Genomic DNA, 3741 nt, shown 5'->3' on the forward strand with positions numbered 1-3741 from the left:
CCACCCCTCATGCCAGCCCAAACAGGGCCCGCGCCTCGTCAGCCGAGGCCACGCCCCGCCCCTCCTCGCGCGCAACCCCTGCCAGCGCCTCGATCAACGCGCCATTGCCCGAAGCCCGTGCGCCCCCCGGCAGATAGAACGTGTCCTCCAGCCCGCTGCGCAAATGCCCTCCCAAAGCCGCCGCGCGCCGGTGCAGCGCCCAGACCTCGTCCCTGCCAATCGCTGTAACCTGCCAGAGCGCCCCGGGGCGCAGGTATTTCAGCACCAATGGCAACAGCTCCGGGTCCGCCGGCATGCCCGAAGCCACACCCATCACCAGATTATACTGCGGCTGTGCGACCATACCGACCTCGGCAAACATGCTGACCGAGCGCACGATCCCCAGATCAAAGCACTCGAACTCAGGCCGCACCCCCTCGCCGCGCATCACCGCCAGCAACGCCTCAATCTTTTCGACCGGATTGTCGAAAAGCATCGGCGGCCAGGCCCACCGTCCATCGGCGCGCACCTTCAGATAATTCAGGCTTCCCGCGTTGCAGGCTGCAATCTCGGGCTTTCCGGCGCGAATGCAGGCCATGGGGCCGGATTGGTCATGCCCCACGGTGCCGGTGGTAAAATTCAGGATCACCCCGGGGCAGGCCTCACGGATCGCCTGCGCGATCTCGACCGCCAGCGCCGGGTCCCAGCTTGGCAAATGGCCCTTACCCGCGCCTTGCTGGCGAAAATGGACATGCATGCAAGCCGCCCCGGCCTCAAAAGCCTCACGCGCGGAATCCGCCAGTTCTTCAGGCGACACGGGCACGGGATGCTGGCGCGGGTCGGTCAACACCCCGGTCAGCGCACAGGTGATAATGGCCGTGTTCATCCGCTTGCCTCCCCCCAAAAGCTGACAGAAGCCTAACAACCCACCCGCGACCAAGCAAGTGCTTGGTTGTTTTTCGCTGCGTCACCGCCTATCCTGCCGCCACAGGAAAGCAGCCACGCCATGACCCAGCCTCCCCCCCTTTTCGCACCGGATACAGCGCGCGGTCGCCTTCTGGCCGTGGCCGCCCGGCTGTTCCGGGAAAAGGGCTATGCAGGCACAACCGTGCGCGATATCGCGGGCGCACTTGGTATTCTGTCCGGCAGCCTGTTTCATCACTTCCGCAGCAAGGAAGACATTCTGTTTGCGGTCATGGAATCGGTGATCGCCGCCATGCGCCGGGATCTTGAGACCGCGCTCGCCGATGCCCCGTCGCCCCACAGCCGCGTCCGCGCCCTGATCGCGGTGGAGCTTGCCTATCTCCACGGCCCGGCCAGCGATGCCACCTCGGTCCTGTTCCATGACTGGCGCGCCCTGTCGGCTGAGCGTCAGGCCCCGCTCCTCCAGGGCCGGAACGCTTACTTCGCCCTCTGGCAAGACACATTGGCACAGGCCCGCGCGGCAGGCCTCACCCCGGTTGAGCCTGAAATCCTGCGCCAGTTCCTGCACGGGGCACTGGCCTGGACAAGCTACTGGTATCGCCCCGACGGCGGGCTGACGCTTGATGACCTGACCGACCGCGCGCTTGCACTGGCGCTTGGCATGAACCAACCCGCCGGGTGACGCCGGGGGAAATTTCAGTGATTCCAGCACATTGCACCTACCCGCTCCAGTCATCCATAAACCGACCGACGCGCGGGAGGGCGTGACACGAAAGCCACGAGCCATCGCCATAAGCGCATTGTTTTCAGCGCCTTATGTCGCTAGTGATTCCACTGAATCTGAAGGGATTCTGATGCACGACCTTGCGGGCGTGGTGGAACGGTAGACACAAGCGACTTAAAATCGCTAGGGCAAAGCCCGTGCGGGTTCGACTCCCGCCGCCCGCACCAGAGACGGAAATGGCGCTGCGACTGGGCACGGGATGTCGCGCCCCATCCCGCAACGGGCACTACCCGCGAGGAACGCAGACACCGATTGACGTAGGGTCAACGCCAAGCCGACGTGAAGCACCGCTTGACCGCCCCCCGCAATCGGCTACCCATAAAGGAAATTCGAGGGAGGACCCGATGCAAGGGCAGATGATGACCCAGCCGCTGCTGATTTCCAGCCTGCTGGTGCACGCCGAGCGCCACCATGGAAACCGTGAGATTGTCTCGCGCCGTACCGAGGGCGATATTCACCGCTACACCTACCGCGACTTCGCCCGCCGCTCGCGCCAGCTTGCCAATGCGTTGGCGGGGCTGGGCGTGGAATTCGGCCAGCGGGTGGGAACACTGGCCTGGAACGGCTACCGGCATCTTGAGCTGTATTACGGCGCGTCCGGCTCGGGCGTAGTGCTCAACACCCTCAACCCGCGCCTGCACCCGGACCAGTTGGTCTGGATCGCGGATGACGCCGAAAATCAGGTGATGTTCTTTGATCTCACCTTCCTGCCGCTGATCGAGGCCACGGCCGGCCGCTACCGCAGCGTGCGCCAGTTCGTGCTGATGGCCGACAAAAGCGCCATGCCCGTCGACAGCAAGATTCCCGGGCTGATCTGCTATGAGGAGTTGCTGGAAAGCGCCTCGGATCAGTATGACTGGCCGCTCTTCGATGAAGGCACCGCCTCCTCGCTGTGCTACACCTCAGGAACCACGGGAAACCCCAAAGGCGTGCTCTATTCCCATCGCTCGACGGTGCTGCATGCCTATGGCTCCGCCCTGCCCGATTCCTGCGGGTTTTCGGCGCGCGATGTGGTGTTGCCGGTGGTGCCGATGTTCCACGTCAACGCCTGGGGCACCCCCTACTCGGCGCCAATGGTGGGTGCGAAGCTGGTGTTTCCCGGCCCGGCACTGGACGGAAAATCGCTCTATGATCTGTTCGAGGCCGAGGGCGTGACCTTCTCGGCAGGTGTTCCCACCGTCTGGCAGGGCCTGCTGTCGCATGTCGAGGACAACGCGCTGCAATTCACCACGATGAACCGCACCGTGATCGGCGGCTCTGCCTGCCCGCCCGCGATGATAGAGGCGTTCGAGACAAAGTTCGGCGTCCAGGTACTGCATGGCTGGGGCATGACCGAGATGAGCCCGCTGGGCACCGTCTGCGCCCTCAAGCCGGGGCAGGACACCCTGCCCGAAGCGGACCGGATGGCGATCAAATCCAAACAGGGGCGCGCGATCTTCGGGGTCGATATGAAGATCGTGGATGCCGGGGGGCAGGAACTGCCCTGGGATGGCCAGAACTCGGGCGAGCTGATGGTGCGCGGGCCGTGGATCATGCAACACTATTTCAACCGCGATGATGACCCGCTGGTCAAGGATGCGGCGGGGCTGGGCTGGTTCCCCACCGGCGATGTCGCCTCGATCGATGCGGATGGTTTCATGCAGATCACCGACCGGACCAAGGATGTGATCAAATCGGGCGGCGAATGGATCAGTTCGATCGATCTGGAAAACATCGCTATGGGCCATCCGGCCGTGGCGATGGCCGCCTGTATCGCGGCCCATCACCCCAAATGGGACGAACGCCCGCTGCTGGTGGTGATGCCCAAACCGGGCAAGACGCTTACCCGGGACGAGATCCTTGCCTGTTTCGAGGGGCGGGTGGCGCGCTGGTGGGTGCCAGATGACGTGGTCTTTGTCGATGCGATCCCCTTGGGTGCGACGGGAAAGATGCAGAAAAACAAGCTGCGCGAAACTTTCAAGGATCACCGCCTCCCGACCGTGTGACCTGAATGTCTGCTACGCAGGTGCCTGTTTTTTCAGAAGAGGGGGCGCTGCCCCCGTCCCTTCTGCTGT

The 3741-nt window shown here is 63.9% G+C and carries 3 protein-coding genes and 1 tRNA gene; 3 read left to right on the forward strand and 1 reads right to left on the reverse strand.

The window, feature by feature from the left end; translation table 11 throughout:
* Window positions 1-7: 7 nt before the first annotated feature.
* Window positions 8-865, reverse strand: coding sequence for a 3-keto-5-aminohexanoate cleavage protein (locus tag V7Q53_RS23170; protein WP_333831386.1), 858 nt, complete (start codon window positions 863-865; stop codon window positions 8-10).
* 120 nt (window positions 866-985) lie between these two features.
* On the opposite strand from V7Q53_RS23170, the gene V7Q53_RS23175 reads away from it, so the two are divergent.
* The 3 genes from V7Q53_RS23175 to V7Q53_RS23185 all read left to right on the forward strand — a co-directional run bounded on the left by V7Q53_RS23175 (window position 986) and on the right by V7Q53_RS23185 (window position 3672).
* On the forward strand, window positions 986-1585 hold the full coding sequence (locus V7Q53_RS23175; protein WP_333831389.1) for a TetR/AcrR family transcriptional regulator: 600 nt from the start codon (window positions 986-988) through the stop codon (window positions 1583-1585).
* A 184-nt stretch (window positions 1586-1769) separates the two neighbouring features.
* Window positions 1770-1854, forward strand: a tRNA-Leu gene (locus tag V7Q53_RS23180).
* A 177-nt stretch (window positions 1855-2031) separates the two neighbouring features.
* Complete coding sequence (locus tag V7Q53_RS23185; protein WP_333831391.1) at window positions 2032-3672, forward strand: 3-(methylthio)propionyl-CoA ligase; 1641 nt, start codon at window positions 2032-2034, stop codon at window positions 3670-3672.
* Window positions 3673-3741: the final 69 nt, after the last annotated feature.

The organism is Pararhodobacter sp., from assembly GCF_036802785.1.
Lineage (GTDB): Bacteria > Pseudomonadota > Alphaproteobacteria > Rhodobacterales > Rhodobacteraceae > Pararhodobacter.

Excerpts from the sequence above, each read along its gene's own strand:
- V7Q53_RS23175 (WP_333831389.1), top strand. The coding sequence starts at position 986 with ATGACCCAGCCTCCCCCCCTTTTCGCACCGGATACAGCGCGCGGTCGC.
- V7Q53_RS23185 (WP_333831391.1), top strand. The coding sequence starts at position 2,032 with ATGCAAGGGCAGATGATGACCCAGCCGCTGCTGATTTCCAGCCTGCTG.
- V7Q53_RS23170 (WP_333831386.1), bottom strand. The coding sequence starts at position 865 with ATGAACACGGCCATTATCACCTGTGCGCTGACCGGGGTGTTGACCGAC.